16 protein-coding genes are annotated in these 17,561 nt (G+C 45.3%); 9 read left to right on the forward strand and 7 right to left on the reverse strand.

Features of this window, described 5'->3' with window-relative positions; translation table 11 throughout:
- Positions 1 to 179: 179 nt before the first annotated feature.
- From ACWNM1_RS01975 to ACWNM1_RS01985, 3 genes are all read right to left on the reverse strand, one after another.
- On the reverse strand, positions 180 to 671 hold the full coding sequence (locus tag ACWNM1_RS01975; protein ID WP_149646426.1) for a hypothetical protein: 492 nt from the start codon (positions 669 to 671) through the stop codon (positions 180 to 182).
- Positions 672 to 740: 69 nt separating this feature from the next.
- Positions 741 to 2,156, reverse strand: a complete 1,416-nt coding sequence (locus ACWNM1_RS01980; protein WP_449599461.1) for an ATP-binding protein — start codon at positions 2,154 to 2,156, stop codon at positions 741 to 743.
- On the reverse strand, positions 2,144 to 2,824 hold the full coding sequence (locus ACWNM1_RS01985; protein WP_449599640.1) for a response regulator transcription factor: 681 nt from the start codon (positions 2,822 to 2,824) through the stop codon (positions 2,144 to 2,146). Before ACWNM1_RS01985 ends, ACWNM1_RS01980 begins: the two co-directional genes overlap by 13 nt.
- Positions 2,825 to 2,973: 149 nt before the next feature.
- On the opposite strand from ACWNM1_RS01985, the gene ACWNM1_RS01990 reads away from it, so the two are divergent.
- The 5 genes from ACWNM1_RS01990 (at position 2,974) to ACWNM1_RS02010 (ending at position 6,046) form a co-directional block, all read left to right on the forward strand.
- Positions 2,974 to 3,687 (forward strand): YceI family protein, encoded by a 714-nt coding sequence (locus ACWNM1_RS01990; protein ID WP_449599463.1) that lies wholly within the window; start codon positions 2,974 to 2,976, stop codon positions 3,685 to 3,687.
- A gap of 168 nt (positions 3,688 to 3,855) precedes the next feature.
- The gene (gene mutT / locus ACWNM1_RS01995; RefSeq protein ID WP_449599465.1) at positions 3,856 to 4,251 is read left to right on the forward strand and encodes an 8-oxo-dGTP diphosphatase MutT; all 396 of its coding nucleotides are present in this window, start codon (positions 3,856 to 3,858) and stop codon (positions 4,249 to 4,251) included.
- Positions 4,252 to 4,288: 37 nt separating this feature from the next.
- A complete protein-coding gene (locus ACWNM1_RS02000) occupies positions 4,289 to 4,615 on the forward strand; it encodes a nucleoside triphosphate pyrophosphohydrolase (RefSeq protein ID WP_449599467.1) in 327 nt (108 codons plus the stop codon).
- Between the two features lie 34 nt (positions 4,616 to 4,649).
- Complete coding sequence (locus tag ACWNM1_RS02005) at positions 4,650 to 5,003, forward strand: DUF1648 domain-containing protein (RefSeq protein ID WP_339800679.1); 354 nt, start codon at positions 4,650 to 4,652, stop codon at positions 5,001 to 5,003.
- 44 nt (positions 5,004 to 5,047) lie between these two features.
- Positions 5,048 to 6,046 (forward strand): Gfo/Idh/MocA family protein, encoded by a 999-nt coding sequence (locus ACWNM1_RS02010; protein ID WP_449599469.1) that lies wholly within the window; start codon positions 5,048 to 5,050, stop codon positions 6,044 to 6,046.
- A gap of 85 nt (positions 6,047 to 6,131) precedes the next feature.
- Here the strand turns inward: ACWNM1_RS02010 and wrbA are convergent, their stop codons facing one another.
- Positions 6,132 to 6,773: an NAD(P)H:quinone oxidoreductase type IV gene (wrbA, locus tag ACWNM1_RS02015; RefSeq protein ID WP_076299112.1), complete on the reverse strand. Its 642-nt coding sequence runs from the start codon at positions 6,771 to 6,773 to the stop codon at positions 6,132 to 6,134.
- A 149-nt stretch (positions 6,774 to 6,922) separates the two neighbouring features.
- Between wrbA and ACWNM1_RS02020 the strand changes: the two genes are divergently transcribed.
- Complete coding sequence (locus ACWNM1_RS02020) at positions 6,923 to 7,408, forward strand: GyrI-like domain-containing protein (protein ID WP_449599472.1); 486 nt, start codon at positions 6,923 to 6,925, stop codon at positions 7,406 to 7,408.
- Between the two features lie 949 nt (positions 7,409 to 8,357).
- On the forward strand, positions 8,358 to 8,912 hold the full coding sequence (locus ACWNM1_RS02025) for a pyridoxamine 5'-phosphate oxidase family protein (RefSeq protein ID WP_449599474.1): 555 nt from the start codon (positions 8,358 to 8,360) through the stop codon (positions 8,910 to 8,912).
- Between the two features lie 96 nt (positions 8,913 to 9,008).
- On the opposite strand, the gene ACWNM1_RS02030 is transcribed toward ACWNM1_RS02025, so the two are convergent.
- From ACWNM1_RS02030 to ACWNM1_RS02040, 3 genes are all read right to left on the reverse strand, one after another.
- Positions 9,009 to 10,787 carry a hypothetical protein gene (locus ACWNM1_RS02030; protein ID WP_449599476.1) on the reverse strand — a complete coding sequence of 593 codons (1,779 nt, stop codon included), beginning with the start codon at positions 10,785 to 10,787 and terminating at the stop codon, positions 9,009 to 9,011.
- 227 nt (positions 10,788 to 11,014) lie between these two features.
- On the reverse strand, positions 11,015 to 11,941 hold the full coding sequence (locus ACWNM1_RS02035; RefSeq protein ID WP_449599478.1) for a hypothetical protein: 927 nt from the start codon (positions 11,939 to 11,941) through the stop codon (positions 11,015 to 11,017).
- Entirely contained in the window at positions 11,934 to 12,104 is a 171-nt protein-coding gene (locus tag ACWNM1_RS02040; protein ID WP_156113055.1) for a hypothetical protein, read from the reverse strand. The genes ACWNM1_RS02035 and ACWNM1_RS02040 overlap by 8 nt, the downstream gene beginning before the upstream one ends.
- A 187-nt stretch (positions 12,105 to 12,291) precedes the next feature.
- On the opposite strand from ACWNM1_RS02040, the gene ACWNM1_RS02045 reads away from it, so the two are divergent.
- Positions 12,292 to 14,109, forward strand: a complete 1,818-nt coding sequence (locus ACWNM1_RS02045; RefSeq protein WP_449599480.1) for a vWA domain-containing protein — start codon at positions 12,292 to 12,294, stop codon at positions 14,107 to 14,109.
- 61 nt (positions 14,110 to 14,170) lie between these two features.
- Positions 14,171 to 17,560, forward strand: coding sequence for a tubulin-like doman-containing protein (locus tag ACWNM1_RS02050; protein WP_449599482.1), 3,390 nt, complete (start codon positions 14,171 to 14,173; stop codon positions 17,558 to 17,560).
- Position 17,561 lies beyond the last annotated feature (1 nt).

Genomic DNA, 17,561 nt, shown 5'->3' on the forward strand with positions numbered 1-17,561 from the left:
TACAAATTATTGAATGATGGTCTCGGCAGTTAGAGGGGATATTAATGTTTTTTATTAGCGAAGTTATGGGTAGAGCTTGCAAGTGTACAACTGAAAAGAGGTGTCCAAATCGCCAGAACAAATGGCTGTTAGGACACCTCTTTTTATTTTTTTCTGATAGGAGTTATTATTACCCCTGCTTACTCCTGTGCTGTAAATCCCTCTTCTGCTAAATATTCTTTAGCTTCCTCAAGGGTCTCAAAGGCCATTTCTAGATTAAGGTCGGCATAGACATACCATAAATCATCCTCAAGTTTTAGAGTCAGTGTATGGCCCTCATCATTAGTCCAGAGTGAGTCGGCTGCTGCCGCAGCCTTTTTCTTTCTTTTGCTGGCTACAGGGGCGTCTGGAATGTAAATAGACAGTGAGGTGATGGAGGCATCCAACAGACTCCGCAGCTCGGATTCCGAGTAGTCGCGAATGTTCACAAAGCCCTTATCATCTGCCTCATAGCCCCGCAATAAGCCTGCGAACACATAACCATTCCCATTAGGATGCAGATGGTAAGCAACGGTTTTCTTATCATGCTGGCTTTCCTCGTAGTGATAGTTCACGCGCCCAAGGGATACGTTTTTACGTTCCAGTTGGGGGTAAGAGTCGAGAATCGCTAATTTTTGTTCAAAAGTAAGCATATACAGCCTCCGGTTTTCGGTGTGATTGTGCACATGATTATACCATGACGATGGCCCGCAGACTATTTTTTAGTGATCAAGCGGCAGAGACAGCACGAAGGTACAGCCTTCCTGGGAGTGGTTCTCAAGCACAAGGCTTCCGTTCATAGATTCGGCCAAAAGACGGCTGAAGGTGAGACCGAGTCCCAGACCCCGTAGTGTGCTCTGTTTGTCGCTACCTCGGAAAAAAGCCTCGAAGACATGCTCACTATGATTTGATGAGATGCCCAGCCCATTATCCTGAACACGAATCTCCGCCATGCCATGACCTTGCTGTTCAAGCAACTGTACTGTAAGCTGCACCATTCGGTCTGGGGCTTTGGCTTGTACACTGTTATTAAGTAAATTGACGATGATTTGTTGGATACGTAGCGGGTCCCCACACAAAAATAAGGGAGTTCTTGGCATATGGAGCATAGGCTCCGCAACTTCATCCGCTTGTGTCAGCTTCCATTGATACACGATTTCTGATAACAGTGGCACGGCATCCAGTCGATCGTGACGGACAGAGACGATTCCTGCAGTCAGTGCGTTGTAATCCAGAAGATCGGCAACCATCCGTTGCAATCGTCCAGCTTCCTGCAAAGCAATATCTAGAAATTCCACCGCCTCATCGTCTTCGACGACCCCTTCACGAACGGCATGGATTAGGCCTTTAATAGAGGTCACTGGTGTCTTTAGTTCATGAGATACGCCGGCTAACATAACCGCACGGGATTGCTCAAATTGTTGTAACTTGCCTGCCATCTCTTCAAAAGACAACATCAGTTCATAGATTTCTCGTTCTTTGGCATCCTTATCCAGAACGATATCATAACGGCCATGGCTGATTTGAGCGGCTGCTTTGGCTACTTTCTGGATCGGTTTTGCCAGTTTACGAGACAAGAGGTAAATGGTTAGCCAACTTAATATGATTAGAAATAGCAACAGAATGGAGAAAAAAATGATCTCCTCCTGCGGGATATGCCGCAGCGATTTCTTGGATTGAAGGACAATCACCTGTCCCAGCGTTTCCCCATCCGATTTTATGGACGCTACTGCAGCTTTGAACTCCGGACTGCGAGAGTCGTTAAGACTATCATTAAGTTTATGCCTCATCTCATCTTCAGTTAGTGGTGGCATAGAGAACAGCATCTGATCTTGCTGATCCGTAATGATTACACACATTTCTACGGTTAACTTGAAGAATCGTTTTCGGTCTTCAATGAGCATTCCAAGATTTTGGCTGATCTCTATTGAACCCTCACGATTTACGCTACGGTCGGCAATCTCCTGTGCTAATAATCCAGTAGTCTGCATCCGGTTACTCATAGCTTCTTGTTGGATCCACCAGAACGTCGTTAGTGCAGTTAGCAGGAGGCCAACACTAATGATGAGCAGGTAACGAATCGTCCAATAGGAGAGAATCGAAGTACGTTTGGGGCTGCTTTTCTTTAGGTTGTCCATAATTGATATCCTGTCCCTCTCAGGGTACGGATTTCCCCCTCATCTACTGGCCAATGCGACAGCGCTTGGCGAAGTCTTTTGATAGACAAGTCCACGGCTCGGTCACTTCCTTCGTAATCCATCTCCCAGACATGTTCTATTAATTGCTCGCGAGTACATATTTGATTAGGTCTTTCAGCCAGAAATAACATGACCGACATATCACGTGGACTAAGACTCATCTCAACCCCGTTTAAAAAGACAGCTCTTGCAGTAAAGTCGATAAACAAACTGCCATAATGCCGTTTGCGGCTGCCATCGGACCACTGCGAAGGACGGCGTAACACAGCATTAACGCGTGCCACCACTTCCTCAGGAATAAAGGGTTTAGACATATAATCATCCGCACCACCGTCGAGACCGGCTAGTCGGTCATTGATCCCGTCCCTTGCGGTGAGCATGATCACGGGACAGCTGCTTTTTTCACGGATCAGCTTTAGCAGTTCAAAGCCGTCCATGTTTGGCAGCATGATGTCGAGTAGTACTAATGAGGGAGGTGTTATAGCAAAAGACTCCAGCGCAGATCGTCCATCGGCTACACGGGTGACATGGAAGCCTGCTTTTTTCAGATAGGCACTGAGGACCCTGGAGATAGCTTCCTCATCTTCAACAATTAGAATGGATCTCATCATGTGGTGGTCCTCCAATCTATAAAATTACGACAAGTTTAACACATCATAGCTCGCTCTGCTCTGACTTCTTCCCGACTTATTGCTTTGTTAGAATGAGGGACGAGCTTGAGAATATACAGAATATTTTGAATATTGGAGGGAACAGGATGAAGAGAAAAAGAATAGCCTTGATCGCGGCCGGAGTCATTATCGTAGGAGTAGTCACAGGTTATACATTGCTGGATAAATCGCTGGGCAATAATGTACAGATCGAGTCCGTGATTCCAGGGCAAGCCACAACAGCCGGTAATGGAGAAAGCGCGACTAACACTGGAGCACCAGTAGGTATGGCGGTCACAGCCGACCAATTAAACGGTGATTGGACGGTTACGGATGCTTCTAAAGTATATTGGTCAGTAACTACCTCTAAAGAAACAGTAAACTTCGTGGATAACAAAGTTCAAGGTACCTGGAAAGTTAATATAGAAGATTCTACTTCGATGGTTGGAGAAGGGTCAGTAGATATGAGCGCTCTGGACTCTGGCAATGGTCAAAGAGATGAGCATGTAAAAGGGGAAGACTTTCTAGCCGTTACGGAATTCCCACAATCTACGTTTGTCGTTAAATCATTCTCGGAGCTGCCAACGGAATGGACCGAAGGAGCCACTGTGCCGGTTGAAATGCAAGGAACGCTTACAGTGAAGGGTGTAGAAAAGGATGTTACCTTCCTGTCGCAAGCAGCGTACAGTGGTGGACAGCTGATGCTGTCGGGTACAACAACAGTGGCTTTTTCTGATTTTGGCTTAAGCAATCCACACACCGTTGTGCTGGATACGGAGAACAATCTTGAGGTTCGACTAGAGCTTGTGCTGAAGAAATAGCAGCAGTCTTTCCTTAAGGAAGATGTTGCTGTGAATTTATAGAGAAACTGTACGGAAGAGACTTTCCCGGGCCTAATAGCTTTTGGGAGAGTCTCTTTGGTTTGGAATGAAATGTATGTTTTAATAGAAGTATCTGTCTAATGTATAGCAATAAAGGAGGTGTTCCTTGTGATCCAGGTGGCGGCAGCGATTATACATAATGAAGAAGGACAGATTCTTATTGCTCGGCGCAGGCAAGGTAAATCTCAGGCAGGTCTGTGGGAATTTCCTGGCGGCAAAATAGAGCAGGATGAAAGCATCGCAGATTGTCTGCAAAGAGAGCTTCAGGAGGAGATGGGGATAACAATCCTTCCCTATGAAAGCTTTGGCGTGAACGAGCACAACTATGGAAGTGTCGAGATCAGACTGTTTGCTTGGAAAGCCCGATATTTGGGAGGTGTAATTGAACTTGTCGATCACGATGAATATAGGTGGGTGTTTCCAATTGCACTCGGTCAGTTCACTTTTGCTCCTGCAGATATTCCTTTTGTAGTACGGCTAATGGTGGGGTCAGATCAAGTGTGAAGGCAGTCTGAACATCAAATAGAAAGGAAGAACTTAAGTGCCCGTATATGAAAAGCTAGTGCGTGACGGAATCCCTAACCTGATAGCTTCTCAAGGTAAAGACTTTAGAACAAGAATATTAGAGTCCAAAGAATACATAACTGAACTACGTAAAAAATTGAAAGAAGAGTCGGAGGAGTATTTACGGGCAGTGAGTAATGAAGAAGCTCTAGAGGAGCTTGCCGACATGCTGGAAGTAATTCAAGCGCTGGCGGAGACCCATGGAAGTAATAGCGCAGAGCTGGAGGAGCTTCGTGCGGAGAAAGCTGAACGTCGTGGTGGATTTAAGGAACGGATATTTTTGATTGAAGTGGAAGGAGAATAACTAGAGATTATTGTTCCGTATAAGGAGGTTATTAATGTTGTCCAAAACCAAACTGATGATGATCTTAAGCGGTGTGGTAGCCTTAATTCCTGTAGCTATTTATTTATTCCTATATTCCAAAATGCCTGATAGGGTCCCGATTCATTACGATGGGAACATGGCTGATAGATTTGTAAGTAAGTCTAGTCTGGAGGTTATTTTGCAAAGCGGGCTTGGATGTTTGGGATTTATAATCATGAAACTCTTGCAGTTCCTTTTGCAAAAAGCGTTTATTCAGAGCTCTAACGAGCATTCAGCAGCTTTGAGCAGGATCTGGAATATTGCTATTTTGGTGGTGACAGTGGTGTTTGCTGGCATCAGTTCCTATACATTTATTAGAATGGTCTGATAGAATTAAAGAGACTTAGCAGAAGGATTAGGAGGAACATGCAAATGAAAATGGATAACGCTTACAAGGTAAAATGGGGAATTCTCAGTACAGGCTGGATTGCCCATCAGTTTGTTACTGATTTAGCTCACGCCAGCAATGGCGTGGCATATGCCGTGGGTTCGCGTTCACAGGAAAGTGCAGATAAATTCGCGAGGGATCATGGAGTACCACATGCTTATGCTACTTATGAGGAATTGGTAAATGACCCGAATGTAGACGCGGTATATATTGGAACGCCACATCCTTTTCACAAAGAAAATGCATTATTGGCGCTACGTGCAGGCAAAGCCGTCCTATGTGAGAAGCCTTTTACCGTGAATAGCGGAGAATTGGAAGAAGTAGTGGCCTACGCTAGAGATCATAAGCTGTTCCTGATGGAGGCCATGTGGAGTCGTTACATCCCGGCGATTGTGAAGGTTAGAGAATGGATCGCCGAGGGTAGAATCGGTGAAGTTCGCTTGGTGAAGGCAGACTTAGGATTTCGCACCGACTGGAATCCGGAAAGCAGATTGCTGAATCCGAAGCTGGGCGGAGGCGCGCTGCTGGATGTTGGGATTTATCCGGTTTCTTTTGCCTCGATGGTGTTTGGACCTCATCCTGAATCTATCTCCAGTACGGTGCATATTGGTGAGACTGGAGTGGACGAGCATTTCTCCATGCTGCTGAATTATGGCAATGGAAAAACTGCTTCGTTGAACGGTGGTATTCGTCTTAATACGCTGGAGGAAGCGCATGTGTTTGGCACAGAAGGCCGTATTATTGTAGAGGGTACATTAGTGAACCCGAAATCGGCTGCGCTTTATATAGGAGATGAGAAGGTAGAGAGCTTTGTGGATGACCGTGCTTCTATTGGATATTGTTTTGAAGCGGAGGAAGTAGGACGTTGTCTTCAGGCAGAGCTTACAGAGAGTCCGGTGATGACATTGGATGAATCGTTAGCGATTCTGAAACTGCTGGATCAAGTGCGTGAGCAGTGGGGTCTTAAGTATCCTGGAGAGTAAATAAAATAAACAACACCCCTCGGTTTTTACACGCTACAAAGGTAGCTCCGAGGGGTGTTTGCTATATCGAACGATAGGTGGAAGTCTAGTTCTGACTATTCGCGTTTTTACTTTTGCCTGCTTGGACCCAGCCGGCCACTTCAACGGTGCGCTTCGCTTGATGAAAAACAGCATCACGGATCCGATCCTGCTCTTCGATCATTTTACCGTCTCCATCTACACTGACGCTTGTTCCGTACGGGTTGCCTCCCGCTCCAAATGTGACGGGATCTGTGTAGCCTGGAGCTGCGACAATCGCTCCCCAGTGATACATCGATGTGTAGAGTGCCAAGATCGTTGCTTCCTGTCCGCCATGTGGATTCTGTGCTGAGCTCATGGCGCTGACGACTTTGTTTACCGTGAGTCCTTTGCCCCAAATCCCTCCGGTTGTATCAATGAACTGCTTCATTTGAGAAGCAATGTTACCGTAACGGGTTGGAGAACTGAAAATAATCGCATCGGCCTCCACAATATCATCAGGTGTTGCAACGGGGATATCTTTTGTCTTCTCAGCCAGAGCTTTCATGGCCGGATTGGCCGCGATTTTATCCTCGGGAACCAGTTCCTGCACCTTCAGCAGCTTTACCTCAGCTCCCGCTTTCTCGGCGCTTTCCGCGGCCCATTGTGCTAGCTGGTAGTTAGTTCCTGTGGCACTGTAGTAGATGACGGCTAATTTAATTTTTGACATGCTGAGTCATTCCCTTCGAGTGTAGTTCCATACTATTAATTACCCCATTGATGCTTTTATAACCTAAATCGATAATTCTGCTCTAACTGGACAGACAGATGTCCACTTCCCTTGTGTATACTGAACTCAATTACAGGAAATGAGGGAGAATGATGAATACTTATTTTGCACAAAAACCGAAGATGACATTGGCTGGGGTTAGCATACGTACGACAAATGAAGTAGAAATGGGTCCCGATGGGGGGTTATCGCGGCTGTGGGAAACGTATTTTCAAAGTAATATTGCGGGGCAGATGGATACGGTTAAACCTGAGTATATCTATGCCTTGTATACAGATTATGAGAGTGATGCGTCAGGAGCTTATACCGTTGTGATTGGGCATGAAGTCGCTGGGGAGAGATATTTAGCGGATAGCGGCATCGTGAGTGCGGCTGTTCCGGAGAGCAAGTATATGGTTTTTACGACGAAAAAAGGTCCGGTATTTGAAGTGGTTTCGCAAGCATGGGGGGAGATTTGGGCTTATTTTAAGGGCTCTACAGAGGTAAGAACTTATACGGGCGATTTTGAAATTTACGATTCGCGGAATTTTGATCCTGCTAACACGCAGGTTGAGATTTATATTGCGATTGAGTAGATCTGGTGAAGGATACTTTAGCTAAAAGAAATGTTTCGTGGGGATTTGGGGGCTGCCGAGAGGCAGTTCCTTTTTTTGGTGATGAGCTGAATCCCTTGGGTGAGGGTGAAGGGTTACTCAACGATTAAAACGAATATATATCAATAGAAGGAATGAGTAAATACGCTTCATATTTAAATGCGGATGTGTTGTTAACCAGTAAACGGTAAAAATTTCGTACCATTCGCAGTGTTAGGCCGAAGTGGTGCAACAGAATGGTGAAAATCTCCCACATTAGCTGCGTCTAGCCGAGGTAGCAATCTTCAAGGGCAGAAATGCCCTACATTTACCCCAAAGAGCCCAAATAGCAAGAAAGAGGGGTAAAAATACCCTACATTTGCCCCAAAGAGCTCAAAAAGCAAGAAAGAGGGGTAAAAATACCCTACATTTACCGCAAAGAGCCAAATTAGCAAGAAAGAGGGGTAAAAATACCCTACATTTACCGCAAAGAGCCAAATTAGCAAGAAAGAGGAGTAAAAATACCCTACATTTGCCCCAAAGAGCTCAAAAAGCAAGAAAGAGGGGTAAAAACACCCTACATTTGCCCCAAAGAGCCCAAAAAGCAAGAAAGAAGGGTAAAAATACCCTACATTTACCCCAAAGAGCCCAAATAGCAAGAAAGAGGGGTAAAAACACCCTACATTTACCGCAAAGAGCCAAATTAGCAAGAAAGAGGGGTAAAAGTACTCCTCATTCACCCTAATGATGCTTCAAACCGATTGGAAGGAGATGGAGCAAGTAGAGTGTAATGAAAAACTTGTTGAGTGAATGAAGTGGATGAATTTTGATGGAGTTGAACTAAGGAAGTGTAGTTGAAGTAGCTAGTATATTTAATATGTTCGATGGAGCATGACAGTCCCATCAAACAAATCACACACAAACCAAACCAAAACGAAACGGAGAACACCAAATGGGAAAACAATTCACGGCTATATTACCTGCACATCAGGAGTTTATTCTTCGGCAGCATCTTTTTTTCGTAGGGTCGGCGCCGCTTTCTGAAGAGGGGCATGTTAATCTTTCACCTAAGGGTCATGATTGCTTGCGGATTTTGTCTCCTAATCAAGTAGCTTATCTCGATATGACCGGTAGTGGCAATGAGACGAGCGCACATCTGCTGGAAAATGGAAGAGTGACGGTTATGTTTTGTGCGTTTGAAGGACCGCCGAACATTCTGAGACTGTATGGAACAGGGACAGTAATCCTGCCTAGTTCATCAGAATGGGAAGCACTGTACCCTATTTTTACACCTCTGCCTGGAGCTAGACAGATCATTTTAATTGATGTTCATAAGGTACAGACTTCCTGCGGATTTTCAGTCCCATTCATGAGTTATGATGGTGAGCGAGATACGTTACAACGTTGGTCTATCCAAAAGGGCGAAGCAGGTCTGAAAGAATATAGACAAGAGAAGAACACCACAAGTATAGACGGGCTACCGACACCCCTTGGCCAAAAAAACTAAGCGGACATGGTGATCCTAGGTTCATGTATATATAAAGTTTCTCATTCGTCACGATGAGCGATCTCACAATTCGACTAAGCAGTTATCTCATATATTCTACTGTCCAAAACTCATACTACCCACGGATTCCACGACAAACACAGGCACATATTGCTCTCCCATGTCCGTTCCAACAAGCTGATAACCGTTCTGATATTGACCACTAACTAACGCGTTACCTGTAACGGAACCCAAGTCTCCTTGAAGCAAAATATAAACCCCATTCGAGTAAGCAAGCATATTACCGAAGTTATCTGCGACGATTTCACAGTGAAAAGATACCTTTTTAAAAGGATGAAACGTTACATCGGAAGCTGAAATTACTGCATACTCCTGAACAATCTCAGCAAATTGATAGCTGCCATCTGCTTTACGATAACGTGCCGTCTGTCCAACGACACCGTCTCCGAGATCCGCGTTAGATACGAGTAAGGAATTATCGGACTGCAGTTCGTAGCTATCTCCAGACATTGAAAACAACTGCGAAATACCATCCGATTTTATTTCATACGCTGTAAAAAGGGTACGTCCACCTTCGACCTCAGATTCAGCCAGAACCACGGGGGCACCAGAACCTGAAGAGGCAGTAAGCTGGTCATTAAAAGTTAGACTGCGCAGACTCTCGAATTTCGGTAAAATATTTCCAGTTAAAGTAATGACACTTTCGTCGCTATTCATTGCTGCATAATAGAGGACACCATTGCTATCCGTTCCAGCCACAATGACCTTCTTATCGTGTAGTCCCTTGCTGGAGATGACGTTCCCATATCTGCCTTGCTCTTCACCGCCCGGAAGGAGGCGTACAGGCTCGGCAATATTCCAAGCCAATCTTGTAGCGGCAATGATTGAAGAAGTATCCTCTAGCGGAGCAAGATCACTGTATAGCTGAATAGCTTCAGCATATTGACCTTTACTGGTCATGCGCTTGGCATTTTTAAGTAGTTTAGCTTTACTAGTATCTACTATGGTTAGTACTTTGGATGAGGTGATCCCTGCCGATCCTGCAAAATTACGATAAGCAACAGCATGCCCAGCAAAGGCGGTGATGTTATCGCTCTCTAGATCTTTGTTCAGGATGATCTTTCCGCTACTTTCTGCCTGCCCAAGTACCCATGGCGCTTCGTAACTATGCTGGCTGTAAGCATTCATCATGGTGAGGGTGCTCTCCAGCATGCCTGTAAAGTTTCCTGTGCCTGCTAAGGCTTTTAGTTTAGCTGTATCATGACTTTTGAACTTGGAGGCTAGCAACTCCTCCTTGGATGCAGCGCTTCCGTAATAAGCATCGGGAATCTGCAACAGATTCCATTTAAAAGTGTCTTCTTCACTCTTGTTTCCAACTTGGCTCTGAGCAAGTTCGGTAAGAAACTGCTCCTTAAATTCTCGGAAGTAGGTTGTGAACTGGTCAGAAATGCCTGAATCGGTCGATAACTGGCGATAATAGGATTCATAAGGACCACCGGGCTTCATATATGTAGCTTTTAAGCTGAGGAGAGTATCATAACTTTTCATAAATCCGGTGAAATCTTTAGTCACAGCTTGTGCTTTAGCGGAAGATACCAAGGCATTCAAACCTTGGCGGATGGCCGTGATTGGTGACAGATCATCAAGTCGCTTCGCAACCTTTTCTTCCATATAAAGAATGGAATGGTTTGCCGCCGCTAGGCGATACTGATTCTCTGCACTTATCAGATCGCCAGCAGCATAGAGACGGTCGGCTTCCTTGGTTATTTGTATTTTGTCGGCGATGAGAAAAACCTTCTGTCCAAGCATCACAAACATGCTTATACACAAAATGATCATAAAGTTTCGCAGGGTTATTAATTGTTTGAACGTCATATAGAGTAGCCTCTTTTTTCAAAATATAAGAAACCATAGCTTCACATCATTCTTTATTCTTATATTTCACCGAGAAACGATTGTCATCCATAACAGATGCCAATGCCGTTTCTTCTTGAAATATAAGAAACCATAGCTTCACTTTATTCTTTATCCTTATATTTCACCGAGAAACAATTGCCATCAATAAGATGCCAATGCCGTTTCTTCTTGAAATATAAGAATGTCTATTGAACTTCGGGGTCCCAGCGGTATTTGGCTTCACGAATGTCTGCTACTCTTTGGTCCAAGCCGTTCCACGGTTCATGGGGATTCGCAGCAATGAGTTTGGATAACCGCATAAAGCGATCTTTAGGCAGATCTTGCACGTATCGGCCGATCATACTGGAGTAGAGCAGGGCATAACGCTTCATTCTTACTGCAGCTCCGGCAACTCCCGTAAGGATGGTCATACCATTATTCATATGACGAATTTCTACTTCATAGTTCTTTACGTATCGCAGTGTACGATCTTTGATCAGATCAGGACGGACTTTAGCGATTTCGCCGATATATTCGGCTAGTAGCGGCTCGAAATCCTTAAGAAGAAGCTGCTCCAGTTCTAGATCCATATCCTTGCGAAGCAAAAATCCATGCAGCAAGGCGATACGCTGCCGTGCGATCCTGTCACCACGAAGCAGGATGGAGAGTTCGCGTAGCTTCTCGTAGGCAAGCACATCATCCTCACGGAGTACGGAGACAGCCTCCTGACGATTGATCTCCAGTCCCTCTTTGATGATGCCAATTCCTCGTCCAAGTAGCTCGTTAAGAGAACGGAGATTCTCGTTCTGCCGTGCTTTTCGCTGCGTATAGTACAATAGTCCAGCGAGGAGAATCCCTCCGGCACCGCATAACATCATCTGCTCTATGCTATTCCCAAAATAGACGGAAGCTAGTGTAAGCAGTAAGATGAATAGAAGGCGCGTATGCATTTTTCTTCCTGCAATGGATGCAGCTTGCTTCTCTACAGTAATAAGTGAGTCTTTAGCGCATTTGGTGCATCGATCTTCACCGAGAGCGGTGTATTGTCCGCAGTGGCGACAAATGCGCAGCTTGTCATAAGCGTAACGAGGAGCCTTGAAAGGGCGAAAGGTAACAGGTCTTTTCTTATTCACGGCCTTTATCGCCTCCGTTCAAAGCGGCCAGTAGGCGGTCGTTAATATCATCTCGAGTTAGTGGTTTACGTTGGCGTGCAGCATAGATGGAAATCTGAATTACGACAATTAGGAACGTAATCCCAAGAATGACGTATGAAATCATGGAACAGTCCTTTCTCATAGACGCCTCGCAGTCTGGATGGCTCATAGAATGATCACTCTATGCATCATTGCTACTTTGGTCCGGCGGTCCTAAAGTTGAAGTTTACAAGGTTTAATTATATCATAATGGCATACTATTTACAGATTTTAGCGATAGTGCTGAACCTGTCATATGTGCCTAATATAACACAAGAGGAGCCCTATTTATGCTTCGTAAATATCAAAGTAACAGAACAACTAAGACATTTATTCAACGTATCTTCCCGGCATTACTGCTGGCGCTATGTCTTGCTGCTTCACCATTTGGAGCGGTTCAGGCCTATGCGGCAACATCGGCGCAATCTCACATTGATGCGGTGCTTCTTATCGATGTCAGTAACTCCATGAAGACTAGTGACAAGAACAAGGTCGCGAACGAAGCGATGAAAATGTTCATAGATATGCTATCTACCCAAGGTGATAAAGTAGGTATTGTTGCCTATACCGACAAAGTGCAGCGGGAGAAGGCCCTGCTGGAAATTAATTCAGAGACAGATAAACAGGATTTGAAGGATTTTATTGATGGACTGGACCGTGGAGCTTATACCGACATTGCTGTCGGTGTGGAAGAAGCTGTGAAGGTGCTCCAGAATGGTAGCGATCCGAAACATGAGCCAATCATCGTAATGCTAGCTGACGGCAATAACGATTTCAACAAATCATCAGGCCGGACGCAAAGCGAATCGGATAAAGAACTGAATGCAGCCGTGGAAGTCGCTAAAAAGAATGGCTATCCCATTTATACGATTGGTCTTAACGCAGACGGCAAGCTGAATAAACAGAAACTCGCTGATCTGTCCACTGAGACAGGTGGTAAAGCATTTTCGACGGACTCCGCAGATGATCTTCCTCAAATACTTAGTGAAATTTTTGCGAGTCATCTGAAGCTAAAGGTAGTACCTGTGCAGTCGATCACTGCAAATGGGGATTATCAGGATGTGACCGTCAACGTGCCTAACGGCAGTGTTTTGGAAGCCAATATCTCAATTATGTCGTCACAGCCTGTGACCGCGAAGCTAACTGATCCTTCAGGAAATGCTGTCGCCATCCCGTCCAAGGATGTTGTGCTGTCGAAGTCTTCTACTTATAGCTTGATCAAGCTGTTGTCACCGCAAGAAGGAGATTGGAAGCTTCAGGTCAAAGGTGTGCCAAAGGATAAAATTGATATTAATCTAGTTTTTAACTACGATTTGGAGCTTAAGATCGATGCTTTGCCATCAGCAACCTATAAAAAAGGTGATAAAATTGATATTACCTCTCACCTGTTCAGCAATGGTACTCAGGTAACGCTCAGTAGTTTGTATCAAGATATGAAGGCGGTACTGCTTGCTACAGATATCGATACAGGTGATGTACAGGAAATCGAACTGGATAACTCCGGGGATGTTTTTAAGGGCACCTTCGAGGTAAAAGAAAGCCATGACTATGAGCTGAAGGTTCGTGCAGAGGAAAGCAGTTTCTATCGTGAAAGTGCTCCTGTAAAAATCAGCGCGAAGGCAGGTGGCGCTGCAACTACCAGTCCTTCGACAGGAACGGGCAAAGAAGAACCTCTGAAAAAAGCTTCGTCCAATACCTTGTATTATATTATTGGTGGTATTCTTCTGGTGTTGGCAGCCGCTGCCGCATGGTATGTGCTGAATAAGAAATCGGCACGTGGTTTTGTTGGACAGCTGGTAATTGAGGTTAAAGACGGCAATACGGGTGAGAAGACCTACCCACAATATAAGAAACTTGCTGGATTCAGAGGCAAGTTCACCCTTCATCAGCTGCTGCAATTAGCGCCTGAGCTGAAGGAAAGCGAGAGCATTATTTTCACACCAGCTAAGAATGACCGATTGCTGTTACGCAGTGGAGAAGGTATTACTGTAGAGAGATCCGGGCGTGCTGCGGATGCCTCGCGTGGTCTTGAGCTGAAGAGTGGTGACCGCGTTTCAGTGTCCCTGCACACGGTAGATAAGACGATTTATCTCGAATATTTAGTATAGAATTGGTTTTGCAAGAAATCTGAAGTACAGCTTCCGCAAAACTTTTAGGAGGATAAAGCATATGAAACCAGTAGTAAGAGAGCATATACAGCAATTGGATGTATCACTAGGCGGCGGGATTGTCAGCGATAAGATCAGGGTGGATACGATTGATAATCCGATTCTGATTATTGGACTAGGCGGCACGGGCATTGATGCCCTGCTGCGTCTTAAATATCAGATTAACCGCCGCTTTAAGCTGCCGGAAGATCCAATATCGAAGAAGAAGCGGGACAAGCCGGATAATGTAGAGTTTCTAGCTTTTGAAACGAATGAACAGGATCGCGGAAAGAAATACAAAGGAATCGGACTCGATCCACAGAATGAATTTGTATTGCTGGCGAATGCTGAAATCGGCGGATTGCTGCAGAACCGCAGTATCCTTGATTCGTATATAACGGATTGGCTGTCACCGGAGCTGAGTATCACAGATGGTATGAACGGTGCCGCTGGTGTGCGGCAGGCTGGACGCCTGCTCTTGTTCACCAAGATTAATCAGGTTGTAGGAGCGATTGATAAGAAGATCAAGACCTTATCCGTAGGCACGAACAAAAAGCTGATGGTCTTCCTTTTGACAGGTCTATCAGGGGGGACAGGTAGTGGAGCGTTCCTTGATATTGCCTATATCGTACGCGGTATTATTGAACGTGATTATGGATCAGCCGGTATTGACCGTGTGAACACACTGGGTTATCTATTTACACCGGACGTGAATCTGTCTAACAAAAGTTTAAGCGAGCACACGCGTGAATATATTCGCAAGAACGGTTATGCGGCGCTTAAAGAGCTGGACTACTGGATGAATGTGGACAGCCGCGGGGAGCGATTCCAGCAGCAATACGGAAATATTTTGACGGTAAATTCACCGTTGGCTCCATTTAATTTATGCCATTTGATCTCTGCAACGAATACCGAAGGTAAACTGCTAGAGAATGCGTATGATTACTGTATGAACGTAACAGCTGAGAACATCACGAACTTTATGGCGAGTGAAGAAAAAGCGTCTGGCGAAGAATTCGCTATTCATGACTATATTAGTAATATCCGCACCAATATTGCGCAGATGAACAAGACTTATCCAGCGAACTATGAGTACAACATTATCGGCGCCTCGTCTGCCGTGCTTCCGATTGAGGAAATGACGACTTATCTGGCCTTCCGCTTGTTTGATAAAATGGAAAAAATGTTCCAGCAGGCGCCTGGTCAAGAGGATGTAGAGAAATTCGCACGTAAGCTTGGGATTGATCTAGACAGTATGATTAAAACTTTTGAATCCCGTGTGCCTGAGCCGTTGCCAGGCTACGAGAACAGTGAACGTCTGAGTCATGCCAATGTAGTCAAGAATCAAGTGGTAAGTATGGATACAGAGCTGGAGCAGAACTTCCTGGCTCGTGCCCGTGAGGAATATATTAAATCGAAAAAGCAGCTGCCTGGCGAAATTGTTGGACGTTTCAGTGAAGAGCTGGAGCGCATCTTCCTGCACCCAGAGCAAGGGCCGTTCTACGTATCCCGCCTGCTGTACACAGAGAAGGGCTTCTGTATTTTGAAGCTGATTCAGTCTTATATTGAGGCTTTACGTGAAAGCTTGCTGCGTCTGCCACGCGATATTGAGACGGCGCAGGACAGTGCGGATGAGAAGCTGAGCGATGCACGCAGTGCTTTTGTATCCAAAGAGAAGAAGAAAAATGCCTATATTGACGCTAAAATCAATGAGTATTGGCTGCATGCCGATGTAGAACGTACTGAGCAAATGATTCAATTTTATGAGGACTTATACGAGCTCTTAAACGATGAAAACAGCCGGATTTATGGTGTGTTTACGGAGATTCTTAGTGCGCTTAGCTCGATTTTTGCCAAGAATGGGGACATCCTTATCAATGGTGAAGAGCAAGCGGATTATAAAGGAAACAAAACTTATTATTGGAACATTGTTAACGTGCCGGATATTTCGGCGACGATCTCCAAAATGATGGATCAGAAGGACGGCGACGACCTGATTCGCGACTTCACCCGTGAAATGCTGAAGCATTCCGGACGTTGGGTTAAGGAACAGGAGATTGATATCGTTCGCTCGATTTCAGAGTTCCTTAGTGATAAGTTCGGGGATCTGATCACCCGTTCGATGGAAGATTTCCTTGTGATGAAATTCGGTCATGAAGAGCCGCTGGATAAGTTCGTAGAGCGGATTATTGCCGGTAAATTGGACGAAGAGGCTGTGCCTACCTTCCACCTTAGCAACAGCTCGGGCAGCTTGCATTTCCCATCATGGGGCTTCGTTTCCGTGCCTGTTAAAGCACCTGGCATCCTGAAAGGGATTCGTAATTATCAGAATAATGCGCTTGGCAAGTCGCAATTTACGATCAAAGAAAGCCAAGTGAAAAACCGTATTTTCTGGCTTAACACCCGCAACGGTGTGCCACTCTTCGTATACACGCCGCTGCGGGTGTTTGAAGAGAACTATGAGCGGACCATTCTCGATAAGGAAGGGATCGGCCGCCATCTGGTGATGACGGATAAGAACAACTGGACGTATCTGCCTTCTCCGATTCCGGAAAAATCATGGGGTGACACCTACGTCAATTCTCGTGTACGTGATTATAACGCACGTGTGCGTGCAGACTTTGCAAAAGCGTTGGCAAGCGGAGTGATCATCGAAAAAGGTGTAGACGAGAACACAAGCAACAGATACTCCGTTGTGTTCACGAAACCATTTGATATGGATGCTCTATTGAGTGGATTTGATATGCAGTTAAATTCTTCACGTCCGAATCTCGGAGAAGTGAAGAAGGCGGCTGATGAACTTAAGAATCTGCGCGAGAAGGGCTTGGAACGCGAAGGCATTAAAGATATTTTTGGGAGCATTAACAAAGATATGGCACAGGAGAATCTAATTCGTTCACCGCAATTGATTTCTCGAGTTCGTGTTGAGCTAGCCAAATATGCTGAACTGACTGCAAAAGCAACGGAGCTTGAAGGCCTGCTCCATCAATATCTGGACGAAGACAAGTGGATGGATCAATTTATCGAGGCGTTGTACACGGACAGCATTATCAAGAAAGGCGCACTCTACGTTTATGATCGTGATGAAGAAGAGGACGCTTGGGAGCCGTTTGCCAACTTGATGAAAGAACGTAGCTACGTGGAATATGCCGTGTACCGTCATTTCCGGGAGCTGGATGAGAAGAGCCGCAGCGTTCTGCTGCGTAAGGCAGCTCGTCGTGCGAGTGAAATGACTGCCGCTGAAGACGTAACCCCATTGCTCTATAAGCTGGAAGGGCTGTATGTATCCTTCCTTGAAGCACGCGACAGCTTGGAGTATGAACGGGTAGAGTATGAGAGCGGCGATGAGATGTATAGCTTCTACAAGAGTATGACTAGCAAACTCGGCAGCATCCGCAGAAAGTTGAAATAGG

The sequence above is a fragment of the Paenibacillus sp. Marseille-Q9583 genome, assembly GCF_976954365.1.